Annotated in this window: 14 protein-coding genes; 7 read left to right on the top strand and 7 right to left on the bottom strand. The window is 57.1% G+C overall.

What is annotated here, in order from left to right; translation table 11 throughout:
- The first annotated feature begins 40 nt into the window (after positions 1-40).
- Positions 41-979 carry a hypothetical protein gene (locus RBB47_RS16980; protein ID WP_305987047.1) on the top strand — a complete coding sequence of 313 codons (939 nt, stop codon included), beginning with the start codon at positions 41-43 and terminating at the stop codon, positions 977-979.
- A gap of 17 nt (positions 980-996) precedes the next feature.
- On the opposite strand, the gene RBB47_RS16975 is transcribed toward RBB47_RS16980, so the two are convergent.
- Positions 997-2,103: a metal-dependent hydrolase gene (locus RBB47_RS16975; RefSeq protein ID WP_305987046.1), complete on the bottom strand. Its 1,107-nt coding sequence runs from the start codon at positions 2,101-2,103 to the stop codon at positions 997-999.
- Positions 2,104-2,229: 126 nt separating this feature from the next.
- Positions 2,230-4,074: a dihydroxy-acid dehydratase gene (gene ilvD, locus RBB47_RS16970; RefSeq protein ID WP_305987045.1), complete on the bottom strand. Its 1,845-nt coding sequence runs from the start codon at positions 4,072-4,074 to the stop codon at positions 2,230-2,232.
- 365 nt (positions 4,075-4,439) lie between these two features.
- On the opposite strand from ilvD, the gene RBB47_RS16965 reads away from it, so the two are divergent.
- Entirely contained in the window at positions 4,440-5,768 is a 1,329-nt protein-coding gene (locus tag RBB47_RS16965) for a sugar porter family MFS transporter (RefSeq protein WP_305987044.1), read from the top strand.
- Positions 5,769-5,877: 109 nt separating this feature from the next.
- Here RBB47_RS16965 and RBB47_RS16960 read toward each other — a convergent pair whose 3' ends face one another.
- The 3 genes from RBB47_RS16960 to RBB47_RS16950 all read right to left on the bottom strand — a co-directional run bounded on the left by RBB47_RS16960 (position 5,878) and on the right by RBB47_RS16950 (position 8,978).
- Positions 5,878-6,984 (bottom strand): alkene reductase, encoded by a 1,107-nt coding sequence (locus tag RBB47_RS16960; protein WP_305987043.1) that lies wholly within the window; start codon positions 6,982-6,984, stop codon positions 5,878-5,880.
- A 113-nt stretch (positions 6,985-7,097) separates the two neighbouring features.
- Positions 7,098-7,697: a TetR/AcrR family transcriptional regulator gene (locus RBB47_RS16955; RefSeq protein ID WP_305987042.1), complete on the bottom strand. Its 600-nt coding sequence runs from the start codon at positions 7,695-7,697 to the stop codon at positions 7,098-7,100.
- Between the two features lie 102 nt (positions 7,698-7,799).
- Entirely contained in the window at positions 7,800-8,978 is a 1,179-nt protein-coding gene (locus RBB47_RS16950; RefSeq protein WP_305987041.1) for an ABC transporter substrate-binding protein, read from the bottom strand.
- 288 nt (positions 8,979-9,266) lie between these two features.
- Between RBB47_RS16950 and RBB47_RS16945 the strand changes: the two genes are divergently transcribed.
- The 4 genes from RBB47_RS16945 to RBB47_RS16930 all read left to right on the top strand — a co-directional run bounded on the left by RBB47_RS16945 (position 9,267) and on the right by RBB47_RS16930 (position 13,115).
- Positions 9,267-10,463: an SH3 domain-containing protein gene (locus RBB47_RS16945; RefSeq protein WP_305987039.1), complete on the top strand. Its 1,197-nt coding sequence runs from the start codon at positions 9,267-9,269 to the stop codon at positions 10,461-10,463.
- A gap of 133 nt (positions 10,464-10,596) precedes the next feature.
- A complete protein-coding gene (locus RBB47_RS16940) occupies positions 10,597-11,073 on the top strand; it encodes a hypothetical protein (RefSeq protein WP_305987037.1) in 477 nt (158 codons plus the stop codon).
- A 196-nt stretch (positions 11,074-11,269) separates the two neighbouring features.
- A complete protein-coding gene (locus tag RBB47_RS16935; protein WP_305987193.1) occupies positions 11,270-12,412 on the top strand; it encodes a lytic murein transglycosylase in 1,143 nt (380 codons plus the stop codon).
- Between the two features lie 22 nt (positions 12,413-12,434).
- Positions 12,435-13,115 carry a CPBP family intramembrane glutamic endopeptidase gene (locus RBB47_RS16930; RefSeq protein ID WP_305987036.1) on the top strand — a complete coding sequence of 227 codons (681 nt, stop codon included), beginning with the start codon at positions 12,435-12,437 and terminating at the stop codon, positions 13,113-13,115.
- 76 nt (positions 13,116-13,191) lie between these two features.
- Here the strand turns inward: RBB47_RS16930 and RBB47_RS16925 are convergent, their stop codons facing one another.
- On the bottom strand, positions 13,192-13,650 hold the full coding sequence (locus RBB47_RS16925; protein ID WP_305987035.1) for a hypothetical protein: 459 nt from the start codon (positions 13,648-13,650) through the stop codon (positions 13,192-13,194).
- A gap of 316 nt (positions 13,651-13,966) precedes the next feature.
- Here RBB47_RS16925 and RBB47_RS16920 point away from each other — a divergent pair, with 316 nt between their 5' ends.
- Complete coding sequence (locus RBB47_RS16920) at positions 13,967-14,380, top strand: GNAT family N-acetyltransferase (protein WP_305987034.1); 414 nt, start codon at positions 13,967-13,969, stop codon at positions 14,378-14,380.
- A 130-nt stretch (positions 14,381-14,510) separates the two neighbouring features.
- Here RBB47_RS16920 and RBB47_RS16915 read toward each other — a convergent pair whose 3' ends face one another.
- Positions 14,511-15,092 carry a GNAT family N-acetyltransferase gene (locus RBB47_RS16915; protein WP_305987033.1) on the bottom strand — a complete coding sequence of 194 codons (582 nt, stop codon included), beginning with the start codon at positions 15,090-15,092 and terminating at the stop codon, positions 14,511-14,513.
- Positions 15,093-15,290 lie beyond the last annotated feature (198 nt).

Raw genomic sequence — 15,290 nt, 5'->3', positions numbered from 1 at the left:
ACAATAACCAAGGTACGGACAAAAGGGTCTTAAGAAAAACATGACACGTAGCGCCCATCGGATGCCTGCACGCTTGCGCATGCTTTGCAGCGCGGCGTTTGGTGTGTTCGCGCTAACGGGTGCGCTTCTTGGTGCGGCTCCTTTTTCCGATGCCACCGCGCAGGAAGAGAAAGCTCTGCGGAACCATATCGTGGGCATCGGAAACTGCCCGCCGTGGCACCCTCAGGCGCTGGAAGTGTGCCGCAACAGCCTGGAAAAGGTTGTCGCCGCTCTTGGGCCGAGACTGGATGCCGGACCGGACAAGACACATCTTCTCATCAACGAGGGCGCCAGTGCCTCTGCGCTCAAGATGAAGGCAACGGAACTGGCCAACAGGCTCGGACCGGAAGACCGCCTGATCATCTATGCGAACCTGCCGCTCGGCCAATTCGATTCCGATCAGCCCGACGCCGAAAACGGCTACATTCTTGAGTTCTGGGCGACTGAACGTCCGGAAACGGCAGCCGAAGCCATCGGCAACGGAACCTGGATTTCGGCACCGGCCTTTGCAGCCATGCTGCACACCATTCCAGCCGCAGAAGTGATCCTGGTCCTCGACACCAACAATTCCTATGCCGTCAACATGCATCTTCTCGACAAGCATTCGGTCGATCATGAAGAGCGGCCGGAAGCGCTGATCTCGTCCGCAGGGTCCGGACAGACCGCGAACTATTCGGCGGACCGGACCATTTCCCTGTTTGCAAAGCACCTTGCGCTCGCTCTTCAGGAAACGGACGGGACGTTGCAGGACGTCATGACTGTTGCCTCCGGCGGCACCAGGCAAGCGGCCATTCCGATTTGCGCTGCACTGAAAGAGCATCAGGGGGAAGACAACGGACCGTCAGTCGACTGTCAGCAGGTTCCGGAGATCCACGATCCGGATGCGCTCTTGAGCGAAACCATGTTGATCCCACTCGCCGAAACCGGTTTGAGCCAGTAGCTGGGCCAATTCGGCCTTTATCCGCTGACAGCACCCGTTGCGCCTGACCCACATGTCAGCTCGACGCTGGCCTTCACCAGGCCTTCAGACGTTTCCGATCGCGCTTCCGCATTTCGTACGCTCGGGTGGCCTTGAATCCTTTCGACAAACCAGGCCCAGTCGTCTTCGTCGATCCTGCCAAGCGCCGCATCGCGCTGCGGCGCGACCGGTCGAACCTCTTGCTGCTCCAGCTGGCCGACAACGAAACGGAAAGCGTAACCCGGTGTCAGGCCCATGCGCAGATCCGACATGATCACCTTCTGGTCGACCAGTTCTGTTCTGAAAAACCCTCTGCTGAACCAAGCGAGCTTCTTGTAGGCCGGCGTGTTCTGCAGGCATGCAGACAACTCGGGATGACGCGGATGCTTGTAGATCTCCGGCGGACCGTCACTGTCGAGCAGAGAGTAATAGAGGTTCTGGTATTGGTCCTGCCTGAGCCCGATCACCTTCCACAAGAGGATATTGAACGGGGCCGCGATGGCGTAAACGGTTTCCGGTTCAGTGCCTTCGTTCTGAAAAACCTCTCGCGCCTGGGCCTGCACATATTGCTGCAACACCGCGCTCACGCCCAAATAGGCCGTCGTGAACATGAGCGCACCTGCGACCCAGTTTCGCAAGCGAGTCGTCCAGGTCTTTTTGCAAAGCGCGTAGATGACAACGATGATCAAAGGCACTGAGTAGACCGGATCGATGATGAAGACAGACCCTACCCCGACCGGATCCGGATAGACCGGCCAGAATATTCGGGTTCCGTAGACCGTCATTGCATCGATGATTGCGTGCGTCGATAGAACCAGAAACACAGCCGACCAGGTCAACCAGCGATGTTCGCGCAAGCCCTTGAACAAGCGCATGAGGACCTCACCGATAACGGGCGCTGCCAGGGCATGGACAAAAACAGAGTGCGTCCAGCCGCGGTGATAGACGAAGCTGTCGATCGGATCGTCAAAGGGAATGAAGACATCCAGGTCCGGAAGAGTTCCGAGCAGACCGCCCACGAGCGCTGCCTTTCGCGGTCCGATCTTGTTTCCGAGGCAGGCGGTGGAAACGGCGGCGCCGAGAACAAATTGCGTGATTGAATCCATGAATGAGACCGAATCCGGAAGAACGAGATTTAGCCGGTTATGTGGTTGCAAGACAGCAAAGGCAATGGCTTGAACAAAAAAGGCGGGCCAAATGGCCCACCTGATCGTCGGTCACACCCCATTCCGTCAATCGACTTCGCGGACGGCGCCCTTGGCAGCACTGGTCGTCATTTTCGCATAAGCGCGCAGGGCTTTGGTGACTTTGCGCTTGCGTTTCTCAAGCGGTTTCCATGCCGCATCGCCCCTGGCCTCCATGACGGCACGACGCCTGGCCAGCTCCTTATCCGCAATATCGACCTTAAGGACACGGTTCGGGATGTCGATGACGATTGGATCGCCTTCTTCAACGAGACCTATGGCGCCGCCTTCTGCAGCCTCGGGCGACATATGTCCTATAGAGAGGCCCGACGTCCCGCCGGAGAACCGCCCGTCCGTGATCAGCGCACAGGCTTTCCCAAGACCTTTCGATTTTAGGTAACTCGTCGGATAGAGCATTTCCTGCATCCCGGGGCCACCGCGCGGACCCTCATAGCGGATCAGAACCACATCGCCTGCCTTGATCTTGTTGGTCAGGATCGCGGACACCGCGCTGTCCTGACTTTCAAAAATCCGCGCAGGACCGACGAACCTCAAAATGCTCTCATCGACACCGGCCGTTTTCACCACGCAGCCGTCTTCGGCAATGTTGCCGTAAAGAACCGCAAGGCCACCATCTGTGCTGTAGGCGTTTTCAGCTTCTCGAATGACCCCAGATTTCCGGTCGAGGTCCAGGTCCTGCCAACGCCGTTCCTGACTGAAGGCAACCTGCGTCGGGACCCCACCCGGTGCTGCCCTGTAGAACTCTTGCACGCTGTCCGAATTTGTCTGGCGTATGTCCCAACTCGCCAGCGCGTCTTTCAAGGTTGCCGAGTGGACTGTTGGTATATCTGTATGCAGCTTTCCTGCACGGTCCAGCTCGCCAAGGATAGCCATGATGCCACCAGCCCGATGGACATCCTCCATGTGTATGTTTTCAACCGCCGGCGCGACCTTGCACAGGACAGGCACCTGCTTCGACAAATGGTCGATGTCGTCCATCGTGAACCCGATTTCACCTTCGTAGGACGCCGCCAGCAGATGAAGGATTGTATTGGTTGATCCACCCATGGAGATATCCAGGGTCATGGCATTTTCAAATGCCTTGAAACTCGCGATGTTGCGCGGCAGTACGCTCTCGTCATCCTGTTCGTAGTAGCGTCTCGCAAGGTCGACAATCAGATGGCCGGCCTCCACAAACAGGCGCTCGCGGTCAGCATGTGTTGCAAGCGTCGAACCGTTGCCGGGCAATGCCAGTCCGAGCGCTTCCGTCAGGCAGTTCATCGAGTTCGCTGTGAACATGCCGGAACATGATCCGCAGGTCGGGCAGGCATTTTGCTCCATCGCGAGGACATCGGTATCCGACATGTTGTCGTCGGCAGCGGCGACCATGGCATCGACCAGGTCAATCGATTTCTCAACGCCGTTTTCCAGAACCACCTTGCCGGCTTCCATCGGGCCGCCGGACACGAAAACCACGGGAATATTCAACCGCATGGCCGCATTCAGCATGCCGGGCGTTATCTTGTCGCAATTGGATATGCAGACCAGGGCGTCCGCACAATGGCCGTTGACCATGTACTCAACAGCATCGGAGATGATTTCGCGCGACGGCAACGAATACAGCATGCCGTCGTGACCCATTGCGATACCGTCGTCGACAGCAATCGTGTTGAATTCCTTGGCAACGCCCCCCGCCTTTTCAACCTCTCGCGCGACGAGCTGGCCAAGGTCCTTCAGATGCACGTGACCGGGCACGAACTGGGTGAACGAGTTCGAGATCGCGATGATCGGCTTGCCGAAATCATCGTCCTTCATGCCAGTGGCGCGCCAAAGGCCGCGCGCACCAGCCATGTTCCGGCCGTGTGTCGACGTTCTCGAACGATACGGAGGCATCTTCGTTTCTCCCTGCGCTTTTAGGATTCCAGATCGGATCAGGTGCCTGTCATCGGCTGAAAACCGCCAGATATCCGCATCCGGATTTGCTTTGATTTTGGGTTAGACAGATTTTGACCGGAGCGAAAGGTCAGTTTGCCGAAAAAGAGTACGGTACGGTACGGTTCTCTCTCGAAATGAATGAATCCACTTTCTAAACTGCTGTGCGCGAAGCGATTTCAAGCGCCAAATTACTCCCTGCGGACATAACCTTTTACCTTGCATCCAAGCGGGTTATCGCGCGAAAGTTATGGACCAACAGAAAGAGCCCGGGACCAAAACTCGGGCCGTTCAGGAAGGTTGGGCGCGTTCTGGGGAGAGACGCATTGCTTGTTTTGATCGCTGTTCTGGCCGCTATATTCGGCTTCCTTTTCGGTACGGATCAGGGCGTTATTTCAGGTGCCCTGCCCTTTTTGAAAAAAGACTTCGTCTTCACTGCGCAGAGTGAAGGCTTCATGACCGCAGCGGTTCCATTCGGAGCCATCTTTGGTGCGCTGCTTGCCCTGATCACTGTCGACCGGCTGGGTCGCCGGCCCGTTCTGATCTTTTGCGCGCTTCTTTTCGCTGCCGGTTCCTTTGCCGCTGCCGCCGCGTTCAGTGTCTGGTCGCTAATCCTTGCAAGGTTGGTCATCGGCATTGCCATCGGGGCTTCGGCGCTCGTCGCACCCATGTATCTTGCCGAAATTGCTCCGGCCCGGATACGCGGCGCCGTCGTCTCGGCATTTCAGCTCATGATCACCGTCGGAATTCTCGCCGCGTTCGTCGTCGACTGGGCGTTTTCCTATTCCGGATCCTGGCGGCTGATGCTTGGCTTCAGTCTGGTGCCGGCCGCCGTTTGCCTTGTCGGCATTCTCAAGGCCCCGGAAAGCCCGCGCTGGCTGGTTCTGGCCGGCCGCGACAAAGCGGCACGCGATGTCCTCAAGACCGTTCAGCCGGAAGTCAGTGACGAGCGGCTCGATACCGTCGTCAAGGAGATCGAAGACAGCCGGCCGAGCGACCCGCAAGCGGAAAGCTGGAGCAGGTTCCGCGATCCGGCGTTGCGCGGATTGCTCATCTTTTCGATCCTGGCTTTCTTTCTCCAGCAATTCAGCGGCATCAATGTCATCATGAGTTACGCCCCCCGTATCCTGGACGATGCCGGATTTGGCGCTCTGACCAATCGGCTGGTCGCGACGATCGGAATCGGCGCACTGAATGTCAGCGTCACCGTGCTGGCAATGATCTTTGTTGATCGCATCGGCAGGCGCCCACTTTTCATTTTTGGCTTTGCAGGCGCCTTCGCGAGCATGGCCCTGATCGCCATCATGTTTCAGCTGGACGTCAACAACCTCGCCTGGCTCACGCTTGTCGGACTGTTTGCATTCATTTTCTTCTTTGCGATCAGTCTCGGCCCCCTTCCATGGCTCTACATGTCCGAGCTGTTTCCGCTCCCATTGAGGGGCAAAGGCATGGCAATTGCGTCCTTGTCAAACTGGGTCTGCAATTTCCTGGTCGTGTTTCTGTTTCCGACAATGGCTGCGAGCCTTGGCGAGGCCATCACCTTCGGCATCTTCGCCGCCTGTTGCGCCTTCGGTCTCTGGTACGCCTGGGCGTTTGCACCGGAAACGCGCGGTCTGCTCCTGGAAGAGATTGATCAGAAAATCGCCAAACAATAGGAACGGGACAGCCAAGTCAAAAGAAAGCCGGTGCAGGCATAACCTGCACCGGCTGACTATCAGGCTGCCCTGGAGAGGTGGATGCCGGACAACCTGAAAGACGTGGCCGCTACTGTGCGGCGACCGAACTCTCGGCGAGTGTGGGATAATCCGTGTAGCCCTTCTCGTTGCCGCCATAGAGCGTGTCCGGGTCGAGCGCATTGAGCGGAGCATCTTTGGCGAGCCTGTCCACCAGATCCGGGTTGGAAATGAAAGGGCGGCCAAAGGCAACAAGATCGATCTCATCGGAATGAACGGCATCGATGGCGGACCCGCGGTCATAACCGTTGTTGCCCATTCTGGCGCCGTCGAAGAGCGCATAGAGCGCGGCAAGGTCGCCACCTTCCGGAATGTCGCGAGGACCACCTGTCTGGCCTTCCACAAGGTGCAGATAGGCAAGACCATATGCGTTCAGCAGCCTGATCGCGTGAGAGAAAATCTCCTGCGGGTTGCTGTCGGCAACGTCGTTGGCATTGGAGAACGGGCTCAGCCTCACGCCAACACGATCGCCTCCCCACACGCCCACGACCGCGTCCATCACCTCACGCAGAAAACGGGTCCTGTTTTCAAGCGAACCGCCGTAACTGTCGTCGCGTACATTCGAGCCGTCACGCAGGAACTGATCGATCAGGTAACCGTTCGCTGCATGGACCTCAACACCGTCGAAACCTGCCTTCAGCGCGTTTTCGGCGGCCTTGCGGTAATCCTCTACGATGCCGGGAATTTCGTGCACCTCGAGTGCACGCGGCAACGGTGTGTCGACAAATTGTGTTCCGTCGAAGGTCTTGGACCTCGCCGCAATCGCGGACGGAGCGACCGGATCAGCGCCATTCGGCTGCAAGACCGGGTGAGAGATCCGGCCGACGTGCCAGAGCTGGATGACGATCTTTCCGCCCCGTGCGTGAACCGCATCCGTTACCTTTTTCCAGCCGTCGATCTGTGCCTGCGAATAGATACCCGGCGTCCAGGCGTAGCCTTTTCCCTGTGGCGAGATTTGCGAAGCCTCGGTGATGATCAGGCCTGCACCTGCGCGCTGGCCGTAATATTCGGCATGGATTTCAAAAGGAGCATCGTCTTCAGCCCTTGCCCGATTGCGTGTCAGGGGTGCCATGACAATCCTGTTCTTCAGCTCAATGGCTCCGGCCTTTGCCGGTGCGAACAGTTTTTCTTCAGACATATTCGGTTCCTTCTTTGTCATCTGACCACTCGGCCTTATTATTGGACCATTCAGTCCATATTTATGCGTGATGTGCGAGCGCGTTTCGTTTGCTCTGTGCACGGGCTATTTCATCAGGCAGGCAGCACTGTTCTGGCTTGTTTCAAAGTCTCGGCAATACGGTCCGCCGGTATTCCGGCCTTGCGAAGCGCCAGCGTTCCGATAGCGAGCGATGAATAGGCACGTGCCTTGTCTCGAACGCCGTCCGGATTGTTCGGGTCCAGAACGCCTGCAAAGATCTCTTCAATGCTTTCAAGGTGTCGGCGTCCAATTTCGGCGACTTCCTTGTCGTGCGGCGCCAGTTCGGTGATGCAGTTGACCAGCATGCACCCTTTCGAACCGCCTTGTGGGTTCGAAAGAGCCTCCATCATCGCGTCGATCGGATTGCCCTCGGCTGTTTGCGCAACTTCTTTCAGGTTGCGCAGGCCATTGCGCGAATAGTGATCCAACGCTCTGATGAACAGTTCCTGCTTGCTTCCGAAAGCGGCGTAGAAACTCGATCTGCTCAAACCCATGGCTTTTGTCAGATCTTCCAGAGATGTTGCCTCATAACCTTTGGTCCAGAAAACCATCAAGGCGGACTCAAGGGCCGTTGCCTCGTCGAAATTACGCGGTCGTCCCGGTCCTGAAGGCCGGTTTTCCGGTGCACGTGATTTCAATTCGGTCTGTGTCATGGGACTGATATGGACTGCACAGTCCGAAATACAAGTCCTAGAACGGCACTTTATGGACTGACCGTTTCAGAAAGCTGTTTCGTACTTCCGGAAAAGCAACCGTCACATGCGGCACGAGCCGGCAAAGGCATCACCGACATCGTCGAACACCCGGGCAATTGCTTCCATTTCATAGAGTTTGCTGGTGCGCCTGACCCCTTCGACGAGATAGAAATCCTGGATCGGGAACTGGTTTGAATTGAACCGGAAATCACCACGCACGCTTTCAAAGGGCGCTGCATGTATGGCTGAAAGCAACGCTTCCTGGTCTTTGACACCGCCCGTCAGTTCCAAGGCGAAGTGGATAAGTTTGGCGGCGTCATATCCTTGCGCGGCATAGATGGACGGGGCGTATTCATACGCCCTGCTGAATTCCCGCACGAAGCGCTTGTTGGCAGGGTTGTCGAGGTTCGGTGCCCAATGCGCAGCTGAAAACAAGCCCTCCCCTGTTTCCTTGGAATAGGGCAAGGTCACCGCGTTCACGGTTCGGGATGACAGGAAGGGGACGATCCCCTTCAGGCCAGAGGTCTGGAATTGCTTGACCAGTTCAACACCCATCCCGCCGGGCATGAAGGCAAAAATTGCGTCAGGTTCGATTTCCGCAATCTGATTGAATTCGTCGGAAAACTCCGTCTGTCCGAGCTTTGGAAACAGTTCCCTTGAAATCTGTCCCTTAAAGTGCCGCCGAAAAGCGGCGATGGCATCGCGGGCAGCTTCATAATCGGGGGCAATGGTCACGACCTGCTGGTAACCCTTCAAACTCGCATATCGTCCCATGGTTTCGTGAACCTGATCATCCTGGGACGCTGTCGAGAAGAAGTAACGGCTGCAATTTCGGCCGGCAATCGGCGCAGGGCCGGAATTGGTTCCGATGAACAGGGTCCTGGAACGGACAACAGGATCGTGGACGGCCAGCATGACCTTCGAAAAATTAACTCCCACGAGGACGTCGATGCCGTTTTGCTCAATCAGCTTCGTTGCCTGCTCGACCGCATAGTCGGGATCAAGCTTGTCGTCGACCACGATCACGTTGGTCGGCATGCCCCCGAGCGCGCCGTTGGACTGGTTGATCGCGAGCATGAAGCCGTCCCGCATATGCTCACCGTAAACGGCGGCGGGACCGGACAGCGTCGCCATAAAGCCGACTTTTAGTTCCTGGACCTCCTGCGCTATCGCGGCCTGACACATCGTGCCCAGCGCGGTCAGCAGTCCAGCGGATTTCAACAAGATCCCACGTATCATTGTGCTTTGCCTGTTCGTCGAAACAAGGTGCCGCCGAATTCTATCCGGTACACTCTTGCTCCAATCGCTCCTTACCGAATCCCAGAATGGCAAAGACAGGTTAGGCATTTGCAAACGCGGGAAACGCTGGACACATCAAAATCACATCCCTGTCATAATTCACGACAATTTCCCAAGAACCGCCGCAATCCGGCCTGTGTGAAGTCGCATTAACAAAGATTAATACACTGGTAACCAAACCAGTTGACCGCGTAGCGCGTGCCCGAACCGCAATACCAGGAGGGCCAAATGTATTCAGTATCCGCGCCAGCCAATGCTTGCGATACCCCAACAGGCCAAAACAAAGACAACAAACAAGAACAGCCGACGACATGCGACCTGAGACTTGTTCCAGATACAAAGACAAGCAACGACTTTCAGAAAACGCTCCAGAGTATCGACGCTGGTGAACTTGCGGCAAAAATCCTGCAATTGCACGCCGCCGCGGATGACAAGGAGGCCGCCGAAATTCGGCAGCCGAAGCTTGTCGAAGACGAAGACGATCAGTTTGAAATGCCCAGCGTGCTCAAGAAGAACGAAGGCGCTGTCGAGCACCCGGCAGACGACATCATCGCAGCTGCCCCAGCCGAAGAAAGCACGCCAAGCAATGGATCAGCCGCGCGCGGACCAAGCTTCAAGTTCCTGCTTCTCAGCACGCTGCTCATCGGGGTTGCCGGCGGAGCCGCGCTCGCCCTTGGGCTTCCGGAAATGCTGGAAAAGGAAGACGTCGCTGCACGTGCCGTTGAAACTCAGCTGATTACAGCCGAACCCGAGGTCGAAGCTGGCAGCAGCGCTCAGGTCACGAGCCAGGATCCTGATCTCAAAACGGCAGGCGTTACTGACCCATCTGCAACAACACCCCCGGCGACAGCAGCCCAGATTGCAAAGGCCAAGGACAGGATCCAGAACGCATTCGCTGTCGGCGGCGCCAGTGCACCGCAACCCGTGACACTTGCGGCACCGGCGAAGAATACACCGATAAATTCCCTCGCTGCGAACGCGGTTGAACCTGCCAACGAAACCCAATCGGACCTTGGTCCGCATCCGGCAAGCACCGCCTACCCGGTCTTGGCAAGCACATCCGCGCCTGTCGATCTGCCCGGAAACGTGATCGCTACCTCTGCCGAGAGCACCGGGCCAAATGCGACGCAGGCCGAGCCGGTTGCAACGGGTGCCGCTGTCGACAAACCTGTCGGTTCCGATGTTGCAGCAAACGTTTCGGCCGAAAACGCTGCCTTCCCCAACACGGGCAAGACGTTGGCTTCGCTCAATATGCGCGTGACGGAGGACAAGAACGGTCAGATCATTGCTGTCATTCCGGAAAACACCCAAGTCAGGTTCAATACGTGCGGCACCTGGTGGTGCGGAATTGAGTATCAGGGAAAAACCGGGTTCGTCGGTCAGAAATTCCTCGAGCGAGCGCCCGAACAAGGAGCAATCGAATAAATTCGGTAGCGGCTTGTTAAGCCCGGTCTCATAGGCTCACATTTGACGATCTGCGGTAAGTTCGACTGAATAAGCCTCCTGGCCTATTGGTCTCGTCCCGCAGGTCGAGTTGAATGCCTGACAGGAGACTGGAATGTTTCAGCAGCTCGCGACAGCAATCGGTGCGCTCGTCACCGTTCTCTCCCTGCTCTTTTCACCAGTGGCTCAGGCAGACGGCACCGACTGCGTGGTTTATGCGACCGACTATGCCAATTCTTATGTCGGCAACGGCGACGTTGTCGGAGATGCTGTCTCCGGTGGTATGGCCGGTGCTGTCGTCGGTGGAGAATGGGCCGGCCGTTCTGGCGCGGCACGCGGAGCACGCGCTGGCGGCGCAATTGGGGTGCTCAACAATATGGGCTCCCTTCCCGGGGGCTGGCAGGCCCTTTACGACATGGCTTATCAGATGTGCGAGCAACAGGTGTCCGGTGTAAACGCGGCGCCCCATTACGCGGCACCATCCTACTCTTCAGCGGGCGACTGCCGGTCTTCGGCGCGCGTGAATGCACCGCTGAAACGGACGCCGGAAGGCGGCATTATCGCCAGCTCCGATTTCGGAAACTGCAGATAGCCTGATCGTTCGTGCGGTCCTGGTGGATGACTGCAACTTGACCCGCCGGTGCGGTTGACGTTGCGGGCGAAGCACAGTCAACTATGCCCGATTTCAGGGGCCGTTTTCCCTTCGACTGCAATCAGGAACGACAGGACCATTCATGACCCGCCGTATGAATTCAGCGCTTCGATTTGCCACCGGGCTCGTTGCCGGCATGTGTCTCTTGAGTACTTCTGCCTATGCGCAGCAATGCGGCGGCGATTTCCGGCAGTTCCTGGCGGGCGTCAAACAGGAAGCGGTGGCAAAAGGTCTTTCGGCAGACGCGGCGGACCGGACGCTCGCGGGTGCTCAGATTGACCGCAAGGTCCTCTCGCGCGACCGCGCCCAAGGCGTCTTCAAACTGACGTTCCTGGACTTTTCAAAGCGGGTGATCTCAAGCTATCGGATGAAAAACGGCGCTGCGAACATGCAGAAATACGCCGGAATTTTCCAGAGAACCGAAAGCGAATACGGCATTCCAGCACCGGTAATCACGGCCTTCTGGGCGCTGGAGACGGACTTCGGCGCCGTTCAAGGCGATTTCAACACGGTCAATGCGCTGGCAACGCTGGCCCATGATTGCCGCCGGCCCGAGCTTTTCAGGCCGCAGCTTATTTCCGCGATCGAGATGGCTCAGGCAGGCGACCTCGACCCGCAACGCACGACGGGCGCCTGGGCGGGCGAGATCGGCATGGTTCAGATGCTGCCCGAGGACATTATCAAGTTCGGACGCGACGGTGACGGCGACGGGCATGTGCGCCTCAAACAGAGCGCGCCGGATGCGATCCTGACGGCAGGTGCTTTCCTGAATCATCTCGGCTGGCGCCCCGGCGAACCCTGGCTGCAGGAAGTGACCGTACCTCAGAACCTCAATTGGGCGGAAACGGGCCTTGGCAAAACCAAGACCGGCGCTGAATGGGCAGCTCTTGGCGTTCAGCCGCGCTGGGGACAGATTTCCTCGAACCTGCCGGCATCGCTGTTGCTGCCCCAGGGGCGGAACGGTCCAGCCTTCCTCGCCTACCCGAATTTCGACATTTACCTGGAGTGGAACCAGTCGCTGATCTACACGACATCCGCTGCCTATTTCGCCACGCGCCTGGCTGGCGCACCGCGCTACAACGCCGGCAATCCGGACCAGGGTCTGAACGATGCGCAGATGAAACAGCTTCAGACCAAGCTGCAAAACATGGGCTATGACGTTGGCAAGATCGATGGAATTCTCGGAGCCGGCACGCGGGGTGCTGTTCAGGATGTCCAGCAAAAGCTCGGAATGCCTGCTGATGCGTGGCCGACACCCGCGTTGTTGAACAAGCTCTGACGACCTGAAAACCAGAAAAGTCATGTTCCGGCAGGACCTTTCGCGAAAAGAACGGCTGTTGCTCATCACAGAGCTGGCTGTCCTCAGCGTGGGTCCCGTCCTCTTGATGGGTCTGTCTATTCAGATCCTGCGGTTTTCAACGATCTTTCTGGTGGCGGGCTACTGCCTGTGGCGGCTTTACCGGAATGCCGCTCTGAGAACCTATCTCAGGTTCAATTGGGCAGGATGTGGAAGGGCTTTGCCGGGCATTATCGTTCGCTGGCTGCTCGGTTCAGCAGCGATTGTCGTGATCGTGTTGCTGCTGCAACCGGAACGGCTGTTCTGCATTCCGCGCGCCGACCCGGCGCTCATGCTCGTGATCGTGACCTTTTACGGTCTGGTTTCCGTCCTGCCTCAGGAAGTCGCGTTCCGGGGCTACGCCGCCTGGCGGCTGGATCAGAACGGTGCGCCGTTCTGGCTAGCGATCCTCCTTTCGTCGATCCTGTTCGGTTGGGTGCATATCCTGTTCGGATCCTGGCTGTCGGTTGTCCTCAGCCTGGTGGCCGGGCTCTCCTTCTACCGCACGTACAGGACATACAGCTCTCTTGCGGCCGTCTGGCTGGAACACAGCCTGATCGGAATTTCAATCTTCGCCATCGGCCTCGACAATCTGTTTTATCTCGGGCCGACACCAGCCAATTTTGCCGGCGTTTGCACGGTGTGAATACGCCCTGGTCTGCCAAGGTTAAGAACAGGATTGTGGGCAGACCCCATGCAGTGAACGCGGGTATGGCGAACTTTCACATATCCCGCATTCGGTTGGTCTGCTGTGCAAGACGCATCGTCTCGTGCTCTTCAAGAGCCAAAAGTGACTGAACAAGCTCCTGGGCTTCTGGAATATCGGCGCGCCTGAGCAAATCCCGATAAAGGTCAATTGCCTGATTGTGCACGTCAAACACAGAACCGCAAATCTCATCGAAGTTCATTTCTGAAAAGGGCGCATCGCAGCTGCGGTGGAGGTCGATCGGTTCGTGTCCCAAATAATCGTACACCCAGGTGTTGAGCGCTTTGGAATCGGCTCGCTGCTCAAAGCCGTCGATCATTTTTCCCAAACTGGCCTCGTGATCTGCGAGGTATGACAATAGCAACCTCATCATCTCCCGCTCGTGTTCTGCCGAGCCGTCCGCCAGACGCTCGGCGAGCCGATGATGCATGGCCCGCGTCCAGTCAATGAGATCGGAAATCGTTTGGACTTTCATGACCTAAATCTCCTGTAGGTCGGTCGGCTGGGACTTGTTTCAGTGCGTGTCAGCTTCGGTAGAGGTAATTCGAGCTCTCGTGTTAGTCGAGGGCTCAGACTTATTCTTTTTGTTGGATTGATGCCGCCGTTAGCGATGAGCTGCAGGGAGGTTTTCTAGCCGGTTGAGCGGTTTGACGCAAAAGATCGAAGGCGTTTGAATACAACTTAGAATTCTTTTGGATTGCTGTATGACCTTCAAGTTTCGCCAGGGTAAGTCTTCAGATGCTGCCTCCTGCGCCCAAATCATTCGAGCGTGGGCGGCGGAGACGCCCTGGATGACAAAGGTGGACGACCTTGAACCGATGACTGAATACTGGCGTGAGCGATTCACGGTCGATCCCGTTTGGGTCGCAGAGGAGGCAGGTCAAATCGTAGGCTTTTGTGTCAGAGAAGCGGACAACATTGCCGCACTCTACGTGACATCGATGGCGCGGGGTCAGGGCGTTGGCAAACGATTGCTGGATCTTGCTAAAGAAAACCGCGATTGGATAACCGTTTGGGCTTACGAACTGAACACCAAAGCGCGCGAGTTCTACCGACGTGAAGGCCTGGTCGAGGTGTCGAGAGAATCGGAAACTTATGGCGACGGTATCACCCTTGTGGATGTCGAACACCGTTGGAAAAGACCAATCGTTCAACAAACCGACACGCTTGGCGCGGCACGACGCGCTGCAAGAAACGGCCAGTAAACTTCCTTGCGTTCATCAAGCTAGCTGCAATCAGGTTGAGGCTCCGAGCTTGTGAGTCCACGATCCAATAGCTGCCGTGAGAAACGAAACACGACTGAGCCGGTCCTTACACACGTTGGTACCTGTAAAGCTAATTTAGCGGCTTGATCATCAGGATCGCTTGTGTCGGCTCTTCTCCAAATGCGGAAAGGTCGAACGGTCGTCGTGCGTGCTCGATGTATCCGGCCCGTTCATAAACGCTTATGGCGTTCTCGTTTGAAGCGGCAACAATCAATGCGAGACCTGGGCAGGAGTGATCTCGTGCCTGTTCTTCAGCCTCGCCTAGCAGCGCAGCACCTACGCCGCGTCGTCGTCCTTCGGGCACGGTGGCCATGAAATTGATGTACCAATGACCCGGTACAAGCTGTGCGAGTTCCTCGATGGCGACAAACTCTTCGGGAACATCGGGCCCAATTGACTCCGGGGCGGTGGGAAGGATGTAACCGATCAAGCCACCCAGATCAGTCCCGTCACATTCTGCGACAAATCCATTTCGATAACTGAATTCCCCGCTCTCCTTGGCAACAAGCGAAAGCCCGACTTCGGAAGCTTGCGTTCCCTTGGGAGCCATCTCAGCCCAGAGCGTCGGAACAACCCCGCCACTTGCCAAATCAACGACACGCACAAGCAAGGGCGCATCATCCGGCGTCGACTTTCGAATCGTCAGTGGCATGGGAAGCTCCGTTTTGATCTAATTAGCTCTAATCGGCTCCCGTTAGGTTGATGATGATCAATTCAGACCTTTTTTACGAACCTGGCGCGACCGCACCTAGGCGACCGCAATCCAATTTGGGGCATCCGCTATTGCAGCGGTTGGAGCGCACGCAGCGATAAATCTGCGTCTCTGGGATAGGCTCGGAGCCCTTATTCG

The sequence above is a fragment of the Roseibium sp. MMSF_3544 genome (assembly GCF_030732845.1).
Lineage (GTDB): Bacteria > Pseudomonadota > Alphaproteobacteria > Rhizobiales > Stappiaceae > Roseibium.
This window is presented reverse-complemented; position numbering and strand designations above follow the sequence as displayed.